Annotated in this window: 15 protein-coding genes and 1 other RNA gene; 7 read left to right on the top strand and 9 right to left on the bottom strand. The window is 56.6% G+C overall.

Going from position 1 to position 18646, the window contains the following annotated elements; genetic code table 11:
• Positions 1-54: 54 nt before the first annotated feature.
• Both MUN82_RS14305 and dnaX read right to left on the bottom strand, forming a co-directional pair.
• On the bottom strand, positions 55-3018 hold the full coding sequence (locus tag MUN82_RS14305) for a M16 family metallopeptidase (protein ID WP_245091475.1): 2964 nt from the start codon (positions 3016-3018) through the stop codon (positions 55-57).
• A gap of 343 nt (positions 3019-3361) precedes the next feature.
• Entirely contained in the window at positions 3362-5497 is a 2136-nt protein-coding gene (gene dnaX / locus MUN82_RS14300; RefSeq protein WP_245091473.1) for a DNA polymerase III subunit gamma/tau, read from the bottom strand.
• 233 nt (positions 5498-5730) lie between these two features.
• Between dnaX and ssrA the strand changes: the two genes are divergently transcribed.
• Positions 5731-6103: a transfer-messenger RNA gene (gene ssrA, locus MUN82_RS14295) on the top strand.
• A 166-nt stretch (positions 6104-6269) separates the two neighbouring features.
• Here the strand turns inward: ssrA and MUN82_RS14290 are convergent.
• On the bottom strand, positions 6270-7511 hold the full coding sequence (locus MUN82_RS14290; protein ID WP_245091471.1) for a BamA/TamA family outer membrane protein: 1242 nt from the start codon (positions 7509-7511) through the stop codon (positions 6270-6272).
• A gap of 280 nt (positions 7512-7791) precedes the next feature.
• On the opposite strand from MUN82_RS14290, the gene MUN82_RS14285 reads away from it, so the two are divergent.
• On the top strand, positions 7792-8370 hold the full coding sequence (locus tag MUN82_RS14285) for an HPP family protein (protein ID WP_245091469.1): 579 nt from the start codon (positions 7792-7794) through the stop codon (positions 8368-8370).
• A gap of 815 nt (positions 8371-9185) precedes the next feature.
• Here MUN82_RS14285 and MUN82_RS14280 read toward each other — a convergent pair.
• From MUN82_RS14280 to MUN82_RS14255, 6 genes are all read right to left on the bottom strand, one after another.
• Positions 9186-9563, bottom strand: a complete 378-nt coding sequence (locus MUN82_RS14280) for a hypothetical protein (protein ID WP_245091467.1) — start codon at positions 9561-9563, stop codon at positions 9186-9188.
• A 28-nt stretch (positions 9564-9591) separates the two neighbouring features.
• Positions 9592-10494, bottom strand: coding sequence for a UV DNA damage repair endonuclease UvsE (gene uvsE / locus MUN82_RS14275; protein ID WP_245091465.1), 903 nt, complete (start codon positions 10492-10494; stop codon positions 9592-9594).
• Positions 10495-10646: 152 nt separating this feature from the next.
• Positions 10647-10883, bottom strand: coding sequence for a hypothetical protein (locus MUN82_RS14270; protein ID WP_245091463.1), 237 nt, complete (start codon positions 10881-10883; stop codon positions 10647-10649).
• Positions 10880-11323: a carboxypeptidase-like regulatory domain-containing protein gene (locus tag MUN82_RS14265; protein WP_245091461.1), complete on the bottom strand. Its 444-nt coding sequence runs from the start codon at positions 11321-11323 to the stop codon at positions 10880-10882. The genes MUN82_RS14270 and MUN82_RS14265 overlap by 4 nt, the downstream gene beginning before the upstream one ends.
• Positions 11324-11438: 115 nt before the next feature.
• Positions 11439-12092, bottom strand: a complete 654-nt coding sequence (locus MUN82_RS14260; RefSeq protein WP_245091459.1) for a hypothetical protein — start codon at positions 12090-12092, stop codon at positions 11439-11441.
• Positions 12093-12196: 104 nt separating this feature from the next.
• The gene (locus MUN82_RS14255) at positions 12197-13423 is read right to left on the bottom strand and encodes a metallophosphoesterase (protein WP_245091457.1); all 1227 of its coding nucleotides are present in this window, start codon (positions 13421-13423) and stop codon (positions 12197-12199) included.
• 116 nt (positions 13424-13539) lie between these two features.
• On the opposite strand from MUN82_RS14255, the gene radC reads away from it, so the two are divergent.
• From radC to MUN82_RS14230, 5 genes are all read left to right on the top strand, one after another.
• The gene (gene radC / locus MUN82_RS14250; RefSeq protein ID WP_245091455.1) at positions 13540-14283 is read left to right on the top strand and encodes a RadC family protein; all 744 of its coding nucleotides are present in this window, start codon (positions 13540-13542) and stop codon (positions 14281-14283) included.
• A 59-nt stretch (positions 14284-14342) separates the two neighbouring features.
• On the top strand, positions 14343-14960 hold the full coding sequence (locus MUN82_RS14245; RefSeq protein WP_245091453.1) for a DUF1684 domain-containing protein: 618 nt from the start codon (positions 14343-14345) through the stop codon (positions 14958-14960).
• Between the two features lie 346 nt (positions 14961-15306).
• On the top strand, positions 15307-17814 hold the full coding sequence (gene pheT, locus MUN82_RS14240) for a phenylalanine--tRNA ligase subunit beta (RefSeq protein ID WP_245091451.1): 2508 nt from the start codon (positions 15307-15309) through the stop codon (positions 17812-17814).
• Positions 17815-17929: 115 nt separating this feature from the next.
• Complete coding sequence (locus MUN82_RS14235) at positions 17930-18226, top strand: hypothetical protein (protein WP_245091449.1); 297 nt, start codon at positions 17930-17932, stop codon at positions 18224-18226.
• A 37-nt stretch (positions 18227-18263) separates the two neighbouring features.
• Positions 18264-18554, top strand: a complete 291-nt coding sequence (locus MUN82_RS14230) for a cell division protein ZapA (RefSeq protein ID WP_185282561.1) — start codon at positions 18264-18266, stop codon at positions 18552-18554.
• Positions 18555-18646 lie beyond the last annotated feature (92 nt).

The following is an 18646-nucleotide window of genomic DNA, read 5'->3' as shown; positions in this document are numbered from 1 at the left end:
CACGATACACGTTCTATCGTGGTAAGGTCCTTCGCTCCGCTCGGGATGACAGAATTAATACCCAAAAATCTCTTTGAGGGTAAGTTGTTGAACCTTGCCGTATTTAGCAAGCTCCTTGAAATTCAAACGGTCTTTGGAGCCGATAACGAGAATGGTTTGGTTCTGGCCTTTCACCTTGGCCTCCTGAAACTTCTTCAAGTCGTCAAAGCTCATATTGTAGGTTTTCTCATACACGTCGCGGCGCACATCGTAGTCGAGACCGAGGCGCTTGGCGCGCTCGTAGCTCATCAGGATATTCGACTTCGTGATGCGCTCCGTGGCAATGCTGTTGCGAATGGCGTTCTTGGCAATTACCAAGTTGGCTTCGGCTGCGGGCATGTCGTTCAGCAGTACTTCCATACCGGCCATCGCCTCAGGCAGCTTGTCGCTCTGCGTGCCGATGTAGGAGGTGATGTAGTTGGAGCGGCCCAGCTTATCGGCACTTGCATAGCGCGACGAGGCCGAGTATGCCAGCGCCTTGCTCTCGCGCAGCTCCTGAAACACAATGCTCCCCATCGACCCACCGAAATACTCGTTATACAGGCTCACCGTGGGCACCAGCGCTTTGTCGTAAGCGTCGCCCTTGGTCAGGAACAGGATTTCGGCCTGCACCATGTTGTAGTCCACCCAGTACACTTGGCGCTGGTTCATGGGCTGCTCCGCAAAGTCCTTGTCGGCTGGTACGGGCTTGAGGGTAGCGGGCGTTTTATGATCGGCGTTCAATACGGCTACCACCTTGTCGGTAGGCTGTGGACCGTAGTACAATACCCGGTGCTGGTAACCGGTCAACTGCTGAATGCGGCTAATCAGATCCTGTGGCTTCAGCGCCTTCAGTTCCTTTTCGCTTAGCTGAGTGGTAAACGGATTCTTGGGGCCATACTTGGCGTAGTTCACCATGGCCTGTTGCAGAATCACATTCTTGTTCAGCTTGGCGTCCTGACGGGCTTTCAACGTGCCGGCTACCATGTTTTTCAGGGCTTCTGCATCGGCCTTGGGGGCGCGCAACAGACTCTCAAACAGCTGTAAAGCCGGCTCCATGTTGCTGTCGAGGCCGGAGAGGCTTACAAATGTGCGGTCTTGCCCGCTGCTCACCGAGAACGAGCAGCCCAGCTTGTAGAACTCCTGCTGCAACTGGGCGGCTGTGTACTTATCGGTGCCGAGGTATTGTAGGTAGTCGGTAGCCAAGCCCAGGCGCGGGTCGGCGTTGGTACCCATGTCGAGCACGTAGTACAGGTTGAAGAGGTTGTTCTCGGCGTTGCGGGTGTAGAACACCAGCACGCCCGAGTTGAGCTTCACCTCCTGAATATCCTTCTTGTAGTCCACAAACACCGGCTCCAGTGCCGGCGACTGCATGGCCGTTACTTGCTTATAGAAGTCAGAAGCGGCGTCGCGATTGACGGGTACCGGCGTAATGGATGGCTTTATTACCTTCTCGGTGGTTTTGTCCTGGCCAGTGCGCTTGTATACTACCACGTAGTTGTTCTGGTAATATTGGTTGGCCACGCGCACTACGTCTTCCTTCTTGATCTTGGCGAAATCGTCGAACTGCTTGAGGTAGTCTTTCCAATCTTGGCGAGCAACGAATGCCGCCACGAAAGCGCCAGCGCGAGCCTCGTTGTCCTCGTAGCTCTTGGTGCGTTGCAGCTCCTCGTTGTTGATGATGGCCGGAATTAGCCACTCGGGGAAGTCGCCCTTCTTCACCTTGATCAGCTCGCCTAGCAGCAGCGCCTTCACCTGGTCCAGCGTCTGGCCCTGACGCGGGGTAGCATACATGATGTGCGAGGAATAGTCATCGTTCAAATCCGTGAACGACGAGGCCTGCAACACTTTCTGCTGCTGATTCAGGTCGAGGTCGATGAGGCCGGCCTGGCCGTTGGTCAGGATCTTATCGATCATGCGCAGCACCAGCGCGTCGTTGGTCGTAATACCGGGAAAGCGGAAACCCAGCATCACGTTTTCAGCCGACGGCCCTACCACTTCCTTCACCAGTGGGGTAGTGATGGGTGCTTCCTTCGCAGGCTCAAACGCTGGCACCGGCTTGCGCTCCAACTGCCCAAAATACTGATCGATTAGACGGATGGTCTGGTCGTAATCCAAGTCGCCGCTCAAGGCCAGCGCTACGTTGTTAGGTACGTAGTATTGCCCGAAATACTTCTTAATCTCCGTAATCGACGGATTTTGCAAGTGCTCAATCGTGCCGATGGTCGTCTGGGTACCGTACTCGTGCTTCTGGTAAAGGCCGGCGTTCAGCGCCTGGTACTCCTTGGAAAAATCGTTGTCGAGGGTGCGGTTTTTCTCCTCGTATACCGCCTCTAGCTCTGTGTGAAACAGGCGCGGCACCATCTCCTTTAGTCGCTCGCTCTGGATGGCGGCCCACTTCTCAATCTGGTTGCTCGGAATGTCTTCCTGATACACCGTTTGCTCCACCGAAGTGTAGGCGTTGGAGCCCTTCGAGCCAATAGCGCCCATCACTTTATCGTACTCATTAGCCACGGCCAGCTTAGCCGCTACGCTCGATACGGAGTCGATCTGGTGGTAGAGTTTTTTGCGCTGGCCGGCGTCGCGGGTGGCACGGTACTGCTCGTAGAGGGCCTCAATCTTATCCAGCTCCGGTTTTTCGGCCTGCCAGTTTTGCGTGCCCAGCTTAGAGGTGCCCTTGAACACCATGTGCTCCAGGTAGTGGGCCAGGCCGGTAGCGTTGTGCGGGTCATTTTTGGAGCCAGCACGCACGGCCAAATAGGTCTGGATGCGCGGGGCGTCGTCGTAGTCGGAGAGGTAGACCGTCAGGCCGTTATCCAGGGTGTAAATACGGGCTTTCAGCGGGTCGCCTTCTACCGTTTCGTACTTGTACTCTTTCTGCTTCGCGGTGGTAGCGGGGGCTTCGGTGGCGGTGGCAGTGGTGGCCGGCTTGCTGGATTGGCATTGGGTGAAACCCAGGGTAGCAAGGGCCGGAAGTACTAGTAGAAGGGGTTTTTTCACAGGAAGACGGTGCGGAGGACTTAAGAAATCAAAGATAGGGGGCCTGTTTTGGAATAAAAAGCCCAACCGTCCCCGAAATACCCTGCCGCGCCCGCGAAGTGCGAAATTTTATGTATAGAGCCAGGAGCTTCTGATCACAGATTCGAGCTGATTTTCCGGATTGGTCGGATTTTGTGGATGGTGTTTCCCTACCTGTCATCCTGAGCAGAGCGAAGGACCTTACCACGCGTGAACGAGTCGTTGATACGCTTGTCGTTCTGTCGTGAGAAGGTCCTTCGCTCCGCTCAGGATGACAGTAGATAGTGTCGTCTACAAAATCCGACCAATCCACCAGAATCCATGATCAAAAGTCCGTGTCCAAACCCAAGCGCTGCTTCATCTCGTGCAGCATTGGAAACTTCTCGGCCAGATACTCAAACTTATCGGAGGAGGTGTAGAGCTTGCGGGCCGTCTGGGCTTGCGGGGCCACGCCTACCTGCACCGTGAGGCGGGGGTAGCCCGTGCGCCGCCGTAGCTCCGTGAGCAGCTCCGCCCGGAACTCGTTGAATTGGTCCACCTGCACGGGATTATCCACAATCAACTCAATCACGTGCCGCTCATTGGCCTGCACAGGGCGGTTAAGCACCATGTACTCGCTCATCCGTTCCTGGGCCTTGCGCTCTTCCTTCAGCTCATTCCACACGCGGTGTAGCACCTCGGCATCCACTGGCGGTAGGCCATCCACGGCGGTAGGTTCTACGTCGAGGGTAGGGGCTGCTTTCGTAGTGCTAGCCTGTTGGGCTACCTTTGCTTTCAAGGCCGACAGGCTAGGCAAACTGGGTACCTTCGACTGAATTGGGCCGCTAGGGCGCGTAACCGGGGGGAGGGGTAGGCCGGGTGCGGGTTCGTGCCCCTCAAAGCTGGGGCGCCCTACCTCCACGTGCGGCTGCGTATCGCGAAACTGACGGGTAGGGTTGGGAACATCAGCCGTTTCGTCCTCAATGCTAGGCGTGTCGTGCAGCTCCTCCACGCCGCTTTCCACTGGCACAATGGGTTGCGGGTCAGCAGGGCCAGACACGATTGCCGGGGTAGGCGGCGCTGCATGGGCCGCAGTTGTGGTAGGCGGGGGTAGGGGGCGCGTCGTTGGCGCAACGGCCTGAACATATGCTGCGGGCGCTTCGGCGGTGCCAGTTGCGACTAAGGAACCTTCAGTTGCTACTGGGGTAGGCGGGGCTGCGGCACTACTTTTTTTTTTCGCCTCACCGTTAGCGGCGGGGCCACTCAAGTCGCGGGCAAACTGCACGGCGCCGTTGAGGTAGGCCAGCTTCATCAGCGTCAGCTCCACGTGCAGGCGCTGGTTTTTGGCCTGCTTGAACTCCCGGTCGCATTGGCTCACCAAGTTTAGAGCCGACAGCAGAAACGCCAGCGGCGCGGCCTGGGCCTGCTGCACATACTTCTGCCGAATGCCTTCCGATACTTCCAGCAACTGCACCGTTACGGGGTCTTTGCATACCAGCAGGCCGCGCAGGTGCTCGGCCGCGCCCACCACAAAGTTGTGCAGGTCGAAACCGTTTTGCATCACCTCATCCAGCAGCAGCAGCGTTTGCGATAGGTTTTCACTCAAGAGCGCGTCTACCAACCGGAAATAGTACTCGTAATCCAGAATGTGCAGGTTCTGCACCACGTCCTTGTAGCTTAGGTCGTGGCCGGCGAAGGTCACCATCTGGTCAAACATGCTCAGCGCATCGCGCAGACCGCCATCGGCCTTTTGCGCCAGCAGATGCAGGGCGTCGTCTTCGGCCTGGATTTTCTCCTGAGTGGCTACGTAACGCAAATGCCCGCGAATGTCCTCTACCCGAATCCGGTTGAAGTCGAAGATCTGGCAACGCGACAGGATGGTAGGGATAATCTTGTGGCGCTCGGTGGTAGCCAGAATAAAGATGGCATAGCCCGGCGGCTCCTCCAGCGTCTTCAGAAACGCGTTGAAGGCCGCATTCGAAAGCATGTGCACTTCGTCGATGATGTACACCTTGAAGCGGCCCTGCTGCGGCGCATAGCGCACCTGCTCCACCAGCGAGCGGATATCCTCCACCGAGTTGTTGGAAGCCGCGTCCAGCTCATGCACGTTGAAGGAAGCGTTTTCCTGAAATGCCCGGCACGACGAGCACTTGCCGCAGGCTTCCAGCTCGGTGGGCGCATCGGGGGTAGGGGAGTTGAGCACCGAGTCGGGGATAATGTCCTGCCGACCAGCCGCCACCAGCTCCGCCACCGAGCGGCCCTTACGGACGTGCTCCTCCACAAACTCGCAGTTGATGGTCTTGGCCAGGATGCGGGCGCAAGTGGTTTTGCCTACCCCCCGCGGCCCGCAAAACAGGAAGGCCTGCGCCAAATGCTGCGAAGCAATGGCATTTTGTAAGGTAGTGGTAACGTGCTGCTGCCCCACCACGCTCCGAAACGTGGCCGGACGGTATTTCCGGGCCGAAACAACGAAATTCTCCATAGTGCTATCCTACAAAGATACCCCGAAAAGGTGGGGTTTGGAAGTCGGAAGCGGTGTTTGTCATTCCGAGCGCGGCGAGGAATCCGAGGCAGAAGATAGTAACGTCTCACTCAGATTCCTCGCTGCACTCGGAATGACAAACGGGAACAAATTTGCCCCGTCACAACGTTTTCTAACTAATCCGCGTACATTTGCGCCCCGCCTCTTGCGGCGGATACCGTTCTTTCTAATCTGGGGTCGACATGGAATTGACAGCTTGTGCAAGTCGCGAGTAAGCGTGTCGGGAGTTGGATGAATCTCCCGTTAAAAAGTCGTCCGAACAATAACTGGCGAGTATTCCTACGCCATGGCTGCCTAGTCTAGGTACTAAGCATTAGCCATCGTCCCGCATCCGTCTGCTTTTACACGGGTGAGCTCGGGGCGTCGTAAGTAAAAGCTAGCAACGTGGGAGGTGTGACCACGTCGCGAAACCCAACTGCATCTACGGGTAGACCAAAGGCCTGATGTGCGCCCGGGCTACCCCGACAATCCAAGCATAGATACACACGTAGAAAGCCCGACGCCTTCCTTGTCTGGACCAGGGTTCGAATCCCTGCGACTCCACAGAAAAGCCCGTTTCCATTATGGAAACGGGCTTTTTGTTTTTTGGAGTACGCGTAGTACGAGTATCATCTGCATTTGCGCTAAGTCTTCATCGCTGCGAGACGTAGCGTAGCTGAGTCGATATTGCTGATTAGGCGCTCTACACAGGCGCGGCTAGCTGCGAACAGGCTTAGAATGCCTCCGCTACATTGAAGTAAAAGGTGCCGCCTGAGTCGCCGAAGGCTGCGTCGAAGCGCAGATTTAGGTTTTCGGCCTTTACCAGCTTGAAGCGCAAGCCTGCCCCCGCTGCCGGGTGCAGGCCACGAAGATTGAAGTCGCGCAGGCGCGGGGCTACCCTGCCGGCGCTGGCGAAACCCACTAGGCCTAAACGGGTAGTAAGCGGTAGGCGATATTCAACCTGCACGGCGGCGTAGTTACGGTCCAGATAACGCCCTTCGTAGTATCCACGCATCAATTCACTCCCCCCTAAGGCCCCTTGTTCCAGTAGCGGCACGTTGCCAGAAGTCAAATAGCCATACACCTGATAAGCTAGTACGTGCTGACGGCTGCCCGCAAGCTGAAAATATTGCCGTACGTCGAGTTTAGACAACTCGTAACGAAACTGCCCTCCCAATTGCCGACCATACCAGCCATGAGTGATTTGAGCTAGTGTGCCTCGCTGCGCATTGAGCACGTTGTCGCGCGTGTCGTAGGTGAGGGCCGTTTCCAGGCCTGAGCTAACGGCGCCGAGCGCGCCAGTTGCTCGCGGCTGACCGGTGTCGTCGAGCAGCTGACTTTGCGGGGCCAATTGCACATCGCTTACCCGCACGTGGCGAAAGCCGCCACCCACAAATAGCCTCCCCACCACCCGTCGCAGCAGCAGGGGCTCTATCACTGTGTAGCGATAGTCATAAATTTCCTCGTTGGCGCTGGGCGTGTTGTTGCCCACACCGTACAATAGCCGCGGAAAGCTGGAATGTCGCAGGTTGCCGCGCAGCAGGTAATTTTCGTGGTTGAAAAAAACGGTGTAGCCCGAGTACAGGATATACTGCTTATTGAGAGTATACTGAAATGAGACCGGAATATTGGAAGTCCGGGTATCGGTTCCGGCCGCCTTAGGCTTGAAGAGAAACTTGGCTCCTACCCCCGCACCCCAACTGGTTTCGGGGGCATACGAGAGAATGGGGGCCAGCACCAGCCGGGTAGGGTAGGCGCCGCGCTGCTTAACCGCCGGCTCGTTGAGGTCAAACTCAAACACATCAAGTACACGGTCGAGAAACGAGCGACTGGTATCCGCTTCCGCTACCTGTCCGTCTGCTGTGCGGCCGCGTAGCGAGTCGGCTGGTAACTGCTGGGCCGCAGCCGGAAAAGTGGCTAGTATGCTTCCGACTGCCAGCAAAGCTGCCCCGAGTACGCCCGCATCTACTTTCATACACTTGGTTCGACCTAATTTGCCCCGAAGGTAGGGCGAAAAGGAAATCCAGAGCGGAACTTGGGTTGAACACCGGCCGATTTCAGTGCGGGCGCCCATTCCATAACTCAAATTTGCTGATATGGAACCTACGCACGCCTAACATGAAAAGCCCAACCTGCTGGCGCACAAATGGCGGCATATTCCTGCTGCGTATTGCATACTGTTTCTATTAGCCTGTCGGACAGTAGTATCTTTGCCGGCCACTACTCAGAGCAGCAATAGCTGCCTTCTTACCTACATGCGTAAACGACTCCAGCGACACGTTCGCCGCATTCGTGTGGTTGCTTATCAAGAAACCCTGTTTGATGCCCAGGAGCATCTGTGGACACTGCTAGGCTCTTTTGCGGGCATTGCTTTGGTTGGGCTGCTCAGCCGGTACGTGCTAGCGCTAACGGATGCTCCTTTGCTGGTAGGCTCGTTTGGGGCCTCCTCCGTGTTGATATATGGCGTGATCAACAGCCCGCTGGCTCAGCCTCGTAATCTGCTCGGGGGGCACGTCATCAGCGCCCTGATTGGTGTCAGCGTCCATCAGCTAGTGCCGCACGAGCTATGGCTGGCGTCGGCCCTGGCTGTGTCGCTCTCTATCGTGGGTATGCAGATTACCAAAACGTTGCACCCGCCTGGCGGAGCCACAGCGCTGATTGCCAACATTGGCTCGCCGCAACTCAAAGCCTTGGGCTATTGGTACGTACTCGTGCCCATATTTGTGGGGGTATTGATTTTGTTGCTGGTAGCCCTACTCGTTAACAATTTGCCCCGCACGCGCACTTATCCGGCCAATCGGCACTGGTACAAGGTCTGGCGACGCTATTCCTAGCGCTACTATACTGCAATGGTATGCACACGTGCTGCGCTGGTCCTGCTGCACTTGGCACCCATATTCGTGCTTACGTAGTCGAAAATTTCAGCGTAACGTACGGTGCCGGTTTGGCTTCACCAGCCAGTCTTGCCTAATTGCTGCTGGCGTAGAGGGCAGCTTCAGTGGCGCCAACTAGCTCCTGCAGGGTACTTAATGTCTATTTTCCTGGCCGTCTCCGGCTAAGAGGTGTGGCGGGGCTACCTTGCTCGCAGTCTACCGGATATCGTTATTCGTGATGGCCCCTGCCAGCAGCAAACCTTTCTGGCGAGAGTCTGGCATGCCAACGCAAAAGGCAGGAGGACGAAGCGGAGGCAGCTATACTGCGCCTCCGCTTCGTCCTCCTGCCTTTTGTATGTACTGCTTGTGCTGGCTGAAAGGCTGGGTAGATCAGGAAAGGATATGCACAAGGCAATAGCCCGCTATGCTTGCCCAACTCAGCGCGCCATACATCAGCAGCTTCTCATACCAGTTCAGTTCGAGTTCTTCGAATGGAGTATTGTACATAGGTGGGAGGTGTAAGGAGCAGATAAAACACCCTGTACATAAGGCCAGAATGTTGAAAGGTTCTGGAAATATAATGATCTGTTATGATTTTGCAAAACCTAATATAATTATGACATAATCTCGCATGTAACTGGTAGTGAAGTGTTTTTGGGTAGAGGTAGTGCTTGGGATATACAAAGACGTGGTCGAAGGCATCTGATACGCTGTCCGTAACAGACAAAAGCCCGTTTCCACTACTGGAAACGGGCTTATCAATGAGTTTTGGCTGGTTACAGAGTCGAAACGTGATTCTCCAAATCCCCGCCAAACTTAATGAGTAAGTCGCCGAGCTTGCTCAGATCGGCTTTCAGCACGTCTTCTACTTGGTCGGCGGCTTGAATGGTTTGCGCACCCAGCATACTGAGCGAACTGCCGATGGACTTACCGTCGAATGCCTTCAGATCTGTGCTGATTAAAGATTGTAGGTTGCCTAGCTCGCGAGCAATATCCTGAAAAGCGGGAATGCCACTGTCAAGTAGGAGCTGATACCACTGATCTATGTGCGTAAGCGCTGTACTGACGGGCATGCCCGTAGGGCCTTGCAGCAGCGCCTGTATGGTATGGGTAAGAAGTATGTCGCTCGAGTGAGCGGAGGGGAGGTTTGCCATAGCTAAAGAAAGGTGAAGGGGCGTAGGGTTAGGAAGCGGTACGTAGAAGACCCGCTTGGCGTAGAATAGTTGCCGCGCGCAGGGCACTAGACTCTTTATCTTTTATTTCGAGCATAATATCCGCATCAAGACCCTGCAAGTGCGGCAGCAAATCGTGAAATAGGGCATCCACCAGTGTGGTGGTGTGTTTGCCCTTGCGCTCACCGGGTTGCTGTGAGCTATAATCCAGCATGATCACGCCGTCGCGGGTAGGGTGCCAGGTAGAGGCAGCTAAGCGGAGAGCTTCTGCCATCGGCTCGCCATGGTTCAGGCACTCATGGTGAAACGTATCGAACAGGATAGGCACACCCACGGCTTCGTGCAGGCGCATGCAGTCGCGCAGGCTGAAAAGCCGGTCGTCGTTTTCGATAACCACCCGGCTGCGTACCTGCTCGGGTAGGGTAAGGTAGGTGTCTTCGAAGCGGTTGAGCGCCAGCTCCCGGTTGTTGTAGAGGCCACCTACGTGAATTTGCAGTTTGGCAGTGGTGTCCATGCCCATCAGGTCCAGCATAGAGCCCTGGTACACCAGCTCAGCAATACTGCGCTCCACAATACCCGCATCGGGCGAGTTCAGGACTACAAACTGATCGGGGTGCAGCGACACGCGCATGTGGTGCTGCCGGATATAGTCGCCAATGGCCCGAAACTCGGCCGCAAACCGCGTTTGCCAAGGGTAGGTGTTGATGGCGTGCGAACCAAACGGAACAATGTTTGACCCAATCCGGAAGAAAAGCAAGTCGTGCTCTACGTTGTACGCCAGAATACGCTGCAAGCACGCCAGGTTGCTGGCTACGGTTTGCTCTACGCGTTCATCGGAGTAAGATGCCAGTCGGAATGTGGAAGCGGAGGAGCAGTCAAGTGACTCGTTGACGCAAGGATACCCTATTCTCATACTGCACTCGTACGGTTGCCGCTGAGCGAAGTTTTAGAATATATAGTAAAAATCGTATATTTGTCTTTCTACCGTCTTGAGCATAAACTGGCTACCACAGTAAGCAGGACACTATGCAAGGCCAAAAAAAGACGGGCTGACGCCGGGTGGGATTACTCGTAGCCCCGGTTATCACGGAAATACTTGTTGTATTCCTGCCGGGCTTTGATGGCTTTTTGCAGTCGTTCCTGCGCCTGAATTTCTTCCAGCTTCTGCCGCTGCTTGCCCTCACGTGAGAACTGCTCATAGAGCAAGCTTATGGGGTTTTGTACGGTAGCCGAGGCCGTGGGCGACGCCGGCGCTGTGCTATCGATGGGGAACAGGGGCTTGGGCGGAGCCGGGCGCTTCACCGCGTTGTCGGGGGGGTAGGGCGCTTCATGTTGCGCATCGCCCGGTTAATAACCGCATCCGAAGGCCGGCCCTGGCGCACCTCCACGCTTTGCAGCTCTATGCTGGCAGGCTTCAGCTTAATTTGCAGAATAATCTGCGACAAGCCGCTGTTGCCAACCACTAGCCGTTGAGTTTGGTAGCCCAGGGCCTGAAATACCAGCGTGTCGCGGGCGGTGGCGTTCAGGTTGAAGTCCCCTTGGTCGGAGGCAATCACGCCCTGGCCTTTGCCCTGGAGTAGCACCGTTACGCGCGGCACCGGCTTGCGCGTTTCGGCGTCTGATACGGTGCCCGTCACGCGTACTTGGGCATAGGCTGCCGTGGCGGCGCTCAGCCACACCAGCAGCAGAAGCCCCAGTAGCCGTCCCACAGACGCATTTTTCAGACCCAGTAATCGATGCATACTCACAAAGCAAAGCTAACGCAGACTTTCGGCACTATTGCCCGGCGCCAAGGATAGAGCCAAAAAAAGCCCGCTCCGTTGCACGGGCGGGCTTTTGTATACGAGAGAAACGAGGCTAGTTGATCTTTACTTTGTCGCCGTTTTCGGGTTTCAGCTTCACAGTACCATCGTCGCCGGCTTTCTTGGCTTTGTTGCCTTGGGCGTCTTTGATTTTAATGTCGCCGTCTTTGTCAACGGAGATTTTGCTGCCATCGGCTCCCTTCACGGTGGTGCCAGGGGCTACGTTAGCAGCGGCGCGCTCAATCTTTTGGCCGGGGGTAAGAGGTGCCGGAGCAGGCGTCACGGTCACAATGTCTACCTCTTCGTAATAACGGCTGGGATTGCTAGTGTAGGCCGTATATTGCTCAGGCGTCAGGAAATCGTGGAATTCTTCGTTCGACTCCAGGTAGGCGGCGCGCTTGGCGGCACCCAGGCCGGTGGTATCGTTGGTGTATTGGCTACGCACATCGGCCAGCTTGCGGGCGCGGTTGTAGTACACGTCACTGGCTTTCGATACCAGAGCAGTATCCGTCACGTTCAGATCGGTAGCCATGCGTTGGGCAGTGGCATCGGCTTGCGAGCGGTAGGTAGCGTCATTCGCGTCAGTGGTAGTGGTCGACGCGGCCGTGCTCATGGTATCAGTGGTAGCAGCGGTTTCGGTTTTGTTGTCCGAGCAAGATGCCATAGTCAGCGCGGCAGCGCAGCTGAGCAGCAAAAAAGTCTTTTTCATGATGAGTCAGTTTAAAAGGGGAGGAGCAAAAATGGAATGTGCGGCATATACGCATCCAGTGGCAGGAGGTTATTTTTACCCATTCCCCCGACTCTCATTCAGGCTTATGCCCGGCGCAGCTCCAGCACCGTGATTTCGGGTAAAAATCCTACCCGGCCAGGGTAGCCCAAAAAGCCCAGCCCTACATTCACGTACAGGTGCTGCTTGCCACGTTGGTACAGGCCAGCCCACTGCTTATACACATACTGCACGGGGCTCCATCTCATATGTGGCAGATTTACACCGAATTGTGCGCCGTGCGTGTGGCCCGAGAGCGTCAGGTCGATATCGGGGTAGTTGTGCACTTGCGCGTCCCAGTGGGTAGGGTCGTGGGTGAGCAGAATTTTGAAGGGCGCATTGCCGGAGCCGGCGTGTGCTTTCGCCAGGTTGCCGTGCTGCACAAACTTGGTTCCCCAGTTCTGCACGCCCAAGATGGCTATCTGCTCGCCGTTGCGCTCCACCGTGCGGCTTTCATCCATCAGCAATTCCCACCCAATCTTGGCGTGGTTCTGCATCAGGCGCTCCAGGTTGGCGCGCTTGGCTTCCAGGGATTCCCACTGCACATAATCCCCGTAATCGTGGTTGCCGAGGATGGAGTAGATAGGCCGCTCCGAGCGGATACCCGCCAGTGTTTCAATGTGCTCTTCTACTTCCGTCGCCACATTATTGACCAAGTCGCCAGTCATGAAGATGAGGTCGGCTTGCTGGGCGTTGATGAGCTTCACGGCACGCTGTAAGGGCTCTTTGGAGGTGAAAGACCCCGTATGCAAATCCGAAATCTGCAGGATTTTGAAGCCATCAAACGACGCCGGTAAATTGGGGAAGCGCAAGACACGGCGCTTCACCTGGTAGTCGGTGCCACCGCGCACTACCCCCCAAATGAGCGCCACCAGCGGTATAGCGCCTACCACCAGCGCTAGCCGGCTCAAAAAGGCGCTACGCGAAATGGGCTGGCCCGCCACGGGGCTGCTACTCAATTGCCGTGCTACAATGCGCCCAATACGCGTGATATCCTCTAGCAGCAAGGGTAGGGTAATGAGGAGCTTAGCGGCAATCAGGCCCAGCAACAAACCAATGAAATACACTTTGTAGTGCGGGTGCGCCACGCGGCGGGTGCTGATGGCCCAGATAGCCAACCCCCACACCAGAATGGTTACTACAGTATAGATTGCCATAATCAGGCGCCGGCCGCCAGGAGTGCTGGGCTGCAGGGCGGTGCGCACGGCTTGCAGGCCGTACCACTCCAGTATCAGTAAGAAAAGAAGAAAGGGTAGGGAAATAAAGCGAGACATAAGATAAGGCGGGAAACAGGCAAAAGGGGTGGAAGAGTAATACTAGGCATAGTAACCGAATGGGCAGAGATTTTGCTTTAATCTCAGAGAAATAAATTGCTGGAAGACTACGCGCAATGCCCTCATTTGCTGCCCTACCCGACGATACGTCGCCGGCCACTGCCTACTCGGCTCCTGCCTCTTTCAGCATCAAAAGCTGGGCTGAGGAAGACCGCCCGCGCGAAAAGCTGCTGGCCAAAGGCCGCGCCGCCCTGTCCGACGCCGAGCTGATGGCTATTCTGCTAGGCTCAGGCACGGCTAAGCTCTCGGCTGTAGACGTGGCCAAGCTGATCTTACAGGCCGTGGAAAATGATTTGAACGCGCTAGCCAAACTCTCGGTGAAAGAGCTGATGCGCCACAAGGGTATCGGCGAGGCCAAGGCCATTACCATTGTGGCGGCGCTGGAATTGGGTAGGCGCCGTAAAGAAGTGGCTGCCAGTCAGCGCACGGTCATCACCTGTTCCACAGATATCTACAACACCATCCGGCCCAACTTGCAGGACTTGCCGCACGAGGAATTCTGGGTGGTCTTGCTCAACCGCGCCAACGTAGTGATGCGCAAGCAACCCGTGAGCACCGGCGGCGTGGCCGGCACCGTAGCCGACCCCAAGCTCATCTTCAAGCACGCTCTGGAGCAGCTAGCCAGCAGTATCATTCTGGTACACAACCACCCCAGCGGCAACCGCAACCCCAGCGCCGCCGACATTGCCCTCACCCGTAAGCTCAAAGAAGCCGGCCAGTTCCTGGATCTACCTATTCTAGACCATTTGATTTACACGGACTTGGGCTATTATAGCTTCGCTGATGAAGGGATGCTGTAACGTTTTGTTGTCCCGAGCTTACTCAGGATAACAAACAGAAGCGTTCTACCTTTGCCCCTGTGAAAATCAACCCGAAATTCTTTATTGGTCTGAGCCTGCTGCTGATCGTGGGCTATTTTCTGCAAGATCTAGTGCTGAGCGACAATCAGTACATCATTGGCTTGCAGAAAGAGCGTCTGGAGAAAGACAACTCGTTTCGGCGGGTGAATGGCTCGCCGCTCAACCAGGCCCAGCGCGACACCTTCAAAACCCTACCCTACTACGCCCCCGACCGCGCCTACCGCCTCGATGCGCAGTACCAAGGGTTTACCAAGCGCGATACCACGCGCATGGCTACCACCGGCGCGCAGCCCGAAACCTATCTGCGCTGGGGGCAGGCCACATTTATTCTGGACAAGCAAGAGTACAAGCTTACGCTCTACCGCCGGGCATTTGGTCCCGATACCACGCTGTTCATTCCCTTTGCCGACCGCACCAACGGCCTGGGCAGCTACGGCGGTGGCCGCTACCTCGATGCCGCCGTACCCGCCCCCGACGCCACCGAAATTACCCTCGATTTCAACAAGGCCTATAACCCCTACTGCGCCTACAACAGCAGCTTTGTGTGCCCCCTGCCGCCCGCCGAGAACCGTCTGAACGTAGAAATCCCGGCCGGTGAGAAAACGTTTCACGAGTAGGGGTAGGGGGGCGTACATCTGAAACCCACCTTTCAACCACAACCCGCCTGTCATCCTGAGCGGAGCGAAGGACCTTCTCACGATGAACAATTCATTAAGGTCCTTCGCTCCGCTCAGGATGACGGGCGGGTTGTGGATGAAAGTACTTTGGTGCTGTGGGTGAGTTCGGATAAATAAGCGAAAAGCGAGGGTAGGTCACGTTTCGGGCAGCCTGCCAAATTCCTACCTTTGCAGGTAGCATTCAGTTGTCAGTTGCTGGTTGTTCGTGGTTAGATGATGGTTTCTACGTCACTCAAAACGGATAATTAACAACTATGAACCGACAACTGACAACTGACAACTACCCATGAAAATATCATACGACTGGCTCCGTACGCTCATCCCTACCACCCAATCGGCCGAGGAAATCGGGAAGCTGCTGACCGGCTCCGGGCTGGAAGTAGAAGGTATTGAGGAGCTGGAGAGCGTGCCCGGCGGCCTGCGCGGCGTGGTGCTGGGCACCGTGCTCATCTGCGAAAAGCATCCCGATGCCGACAAGCTCAGCCTTACTACTGTAGACGTGGGCGACGGCACCCCGCGCCAGATTGTATGCGGTGCGCCCAACGTGGCAGCCGGCCAAAAAGTGGTGGTGGCTCTGGAAGGGGCTATGCTGCACCCTACTCAAGGTGAGCCGTTCAAAATCAAGAAGTCTAAGATTCGTGGGGCGGCCTCCGAAGGCATGATTTGCGCAGAGGATGAAATCGGGTTGGGCGAGTCGCACGCCGGCATTATGGTGCTAAACACCGACTTGCCTAACGGCACGCCGGCCGCCGAGTATTTTGGGCTGGGCTCTGATTCGGTGTTTGAGATTGGCCTGACGCCCAACCGCGCCGACGCGGCTTCGCACTACGGCGTGGCCCGCGAGCTGCGCGCCCTGCTGCGTCAGCCCTGCCACCTACCCGACGTAAGCGGCTTCCAGGCGCCTGCCTCCGCCGAAAACACCATCAGCGTCACCATCGAAGACGAAGCCGCTTGCCCACGCTATGCTGGGTTGCTACTGGATAATGTGCAGGTAGGACCGTCGCCGGAGTGGTTGCAGCGCCGGTTGCGCAGCATTGGACTGTCGCCCATCAACAACGTGGTGGACGTCACCAACTTCGTGCTGCACGAGCTGGGCAACCCCCTGCACGCCTTCGATGCCGACCAGATTACGGGCAACCAGATTCGGGTGAAGCGGGCCGAGGCCGGCGAGAAATTCGTAACGCTGGACGGCGTGGAGCGCACCCTGCAAGCTGCCGACCTGGTTATTGCCGATGCCAACGGCGCCCCCATGGCGCTGGCGGGCGTGTTTGGCGGCAAGACGTCGGGCGTGAGCAACGCCACTACCCGCGTGCTGCTGGAAAGCGCCTACTTCGCGCCCGCCGTAGTACGCAAAACCAGCCAGACGCACCAGCTCAAAACCGACGCTTCCTTCCGCTTCGAGCGCGGCACCGACCCCGACATGGTGCCTGTAGCTCTCCAGCGTGCGGCACTGCTGCTGCAAGAAGTGGCTGGGGCACGCATTGCCGCGCCGGCGGTCGACCAGTATCCTACCCCCATCCAGCCCACGGAAGTACGCCTGCGCCTACCCCGCGTGGCCCAGCTGGTAGGGCAGGAGATAGGCGAAGACCGCATCCGCCAGATCCTGACGGACTTAGATATTGAGATTCAAGAGCAACCGTCGTTGGGTGGTAATGCAATAGGACAGGACTTGGCTGAGCATCTGACGCTTCTCACTGCTCAACCAGCAGCCACTGACTTATCCGCAACGGAATGGTACCTGAAAATTCCGCCGCATAAGGTAGACGTGACCCGCGAGGCCGATGTGATTGAGGAAATTCTGCGCATCTACGGTTACAACAACGTGGCGCTGCGGCCCTTCAACTCGGCTTCCTACCTCGCCAAGTTCCCGAATCCTGACCCCGAAGTGCTACGCCAGAACACGGCACGGTTGCTCAGCGGGCAGGGCTATTCGGAGATTATCACCAACTCGCTCACCAACTCGGCCTACTTCGAAAAGAAAGGCGAGCAGGACGCTACGCTGGTGCGCGTGCACAACTACAACAGCGCCGACCTCGACATCATGCGGCCCACGGTGTTGCACTCGGCCCTGGAAGTGGTGCGCTACAACCTCAACCGCCGCCAGAAGGACCTGAAGCTTTACGAGTTCGGCAAGGCCTACTCCCAGAAGCCTGAGACAGGCAAGCACCAGGAGCAGAACAAGCTGGTGCTGCTGCTCACTGGTAATGCCTCGACCGAAACTTGGCAGCATAAGGCAGAGAAAACAACTTTCCACGACTTAGCCGGGGCAGTACAGCAGGTATTGGCTTCGTTGGGCTTCGGCAACTATGCCAGCCAGCCGGTGCAGCATCCCTACCTTGCGGGCGGCCTTACCCTGCTGGTGCAGAACCAGCCGGTGGTGCATCTGGGGGCCGTGTCGCCGGGCGTGCTGAAGCAGCTCGACGTGAACCAGCCCGTGTGGTATGCCGAGCTGGACTGGGATTGGCTGGTGCGCAAGTACAAAAACACGCTGGTGGCCCGCGAGTTGCCCAAGTTCCCGGAGGTGCGCCGCGACTTGTCGCTGGTGGTAGACAAGACCGTGACGTTCGACCAGTTGCAGCAGATTGCGCGCCGCACCGAAAAGAAACTTCTGCAAAGCCTGAATGTGTTTGACGTGTATGAAGGCGAGAACCTGGGGGCGGGCAAAAAGTCCTACTCCGTGAGCTTCGCCCTGCAAGACCCTAGCCAAACCCTCACCGACCAAGCTATCGACCAGGTGATGCAGCGCCTCATTCAGCAGTTTGAGAAGCAAGCCGGTGCGCTGATTCGGAAGTAAATCTGGTTTTTGGTTGTTTGTTTTTGGTTTTTAGCTGTTTCACCCACTAGAAATACGCTTGGCAAAGTAGCTAACGACCAAAAACAAACAACTAACAACCAAAAACCAACCAAAAATGGCTTCCTCCCAGCAACTAGCCCAACTCGACCGCCTGGAGCGGCAAGTGACCAGCTTAGTGGCTGCTTATCAGCAAGTGCGGGAGGAATTGAGCGATGCCCAAACCACTATTGAGCAGCTGCGCGCCGACGTGCGCGACCGGGACCGGCAGCTCAAGGATTTCCAGAACCGGGAGAATATCGCTAAACTTGTCAATACCGTAGCAGAGAAACCTGCCCACGTCAACGAGCTGAAACTGCGCCTCAACGAATACATCCGCGAAATAGATAAGTGCCTTGCCTATTTGAAGGAGTAACGACCTATCCCCATCCACCTAAAAACGCACTGCTCGCATGAGCGACTTAGCCATAAAAATTCGCATTGCTGAACGGGAATATCCCATGCGCGTCGCGGCTCCCGATGAGGAGCGCCTACGCATGGCCGGTAAGCTGTTGAATGAAAAGCTTAAGGAGTTCCGCGACCAGTACGGCATCCAGGACAAGCAAGACCTATTGGCCATGATTGCCCTAACCACAATGGTCGACCGCCTGAAGGTCGGCAAGGAGAAGGACGGCACCGATGCAGCCCTTACCGAGCGCTTGGCGCGCTTGGACGAGCTGCTTTCGTCGCTGGTGCTGGGCTAATCGTAGCCCGGCTTCGGTTTCACGCTTATCCTACCCCCATGGCAATCGGCCGTGCGGGTGGGCACGCGTTGGACTAGTTTTTTTGTTATGGT

Source organism: Hymenobacter aerilatus, from assembly GCF_022921095.1.
GTDB lineage: Bacteria > Bacteroidota > Bacteroidia > Cytophagales > Hymenobacteraceae > Hymenobacter > Hymenobacter aerilatus.
Note: the sequence above shows the minus strand (reverse complement) of the source record. Positions and strands in the feature narration are given on the sequence as shown.

Coding starts and splice junctions, on each gene's coding strand:
- dnaX (WP_245091473.1), bottom strand. CDS start 5,497: ATGGAGAATTTCGTTGTTTCGGCCCGGAAATACCGTCCGGCCACGTTT.
- MUN82_RS14290 (WP_245091471.1), bottom strand. CDS start 7,511: ATGAAAGTAGATGCGGGCGTACTCGGGGCAGCTTTGCTGGCAGTCGGA.
- MUN82_RS14285 (WP_245091469.1), top strand. CDS start 7,792: ATGCGTAAACGACTCCAGCGACACGTTCGCCGCATTCGTGTGGTTGCT.
- MUN82_RS14280 (WP_245091467.1), bottom strand. CDS start 9,563: ATGGCAAACCTCCCCTCCGCTCACTCGAGCGACATACTTCTTACCCAT.
- uvsE (WP_245091465.1), bottom strand. CDS start 10,494: ATGAGAATAGGGTATCCTTGCGTCAACGAGTCACTTGACTGCTCCTCC.
- MUN82_RS14265 (WP_245091461.1), bottom strand. CDS start 11,323: ATGCATCGATTACTGGGTCTGAAAAATGCGTCTGTGGGACGGCTACTG.
- MUN82_RS14260 (WP_245091459.1), bottom strand. CDS start 12,092: ATGAAAAAGACTTTTTTGCTGCTCAGCTGCGCTGCCGCGCTGACTATG.
- MUN82_RS14255 (WP_245091457.1), bottom strand. CDS start 13,423: ATGTCTCGCTTTATTTCCCTACCCTTTCTTCTTTTCTTACTGATACTG.
- radC (WP_245091455.1), top strand. CDS start 13,540: ATGCCCTCATTTGCTGCCCTACCCGACGATACGTCGCCGGCCACTGCC.
- pheT (WP_245091451.1), top strand. CDS start 15,307: ATGAAAATATCATACGACTGGCTCCGTACGCTCATCCCTACCACCCAA.
- MUN82_RS14235 (WP_245091449.1), top strand. CDS start 17,930: ATGGCTTCCTCCCAGCAACTAGCCCAACTCGACCGCCTGGAGCGGCAA.
- MUN82_RS14230 (WP_185282561.1), top strand. CDS start 18,264: ATGAGCGACTTAGCCATAAAAATTCGCATTGCTGAACGGGAATATCCC.